Annotated in this window: 1 pseudogene; it reads left to right on the top strand. The window is 71.9% G+C overall.

Features of this window, described 5'->3' with window-relative positions:
• Positions 1 to 417: pseudogene (locus CF165_RS49790) on the top strand (hypothetical protein); the annotation flags it as partial.

The following is a 417-nucleotide window of genomic DNA, read 5'->3' as shown; positions in this document are numbered from 1 at the left end:
AACAACCGCCTGCAGACGACCGTCGGCCAGGGCGGGCCGAACTTCGTCCAGAACGCGATCCTCGGGCCGCTGGCGGACAAGCGGAAGTCCACGATCGACCGCATCGCCATCGCGATCGGCCGCCGGGCCGAGAAGCCACAGGGCCTCGACAGCCTGGCCACGTGCTCGGTCGGCGGTCAGGCCGGCTCGGGCGCGGGCAACAGCGGGGCCGCGCCGGCCCAGGGCAACGGCGGCAAGGGGAACGCGGGCCAGAACGGCAACCAGGGCAACAACGGCAACCAGGGGAACACCGGGAACGCCGGAGTCGGGCAGATCTCGTGCCCCGACGTGGCGAGCAAGCTCCCGGCCATCCCCGCCCAGGCCCAGGCGGAGGTCACCCGCAACCTCGAACTGCTGAACACCCAGATCGCCGAAGCC

Origin of the sequence: Amycolatopsis vastitatis (assembly GCF_002234595.1) — a bacterium.
GTDB classification, from domain to species: domain Bacteria; phylum Actinomycetota; class Actinomycetes; order Mycobacteriales; family Pseudonocardiaceae; genus Amycolatopsis; species Amycolatopsis vastitatis.
Note: the sequence above shows the minus strand (reverse complement) of the source record. Positions and strands in the feature narration are given on the sequence as shown.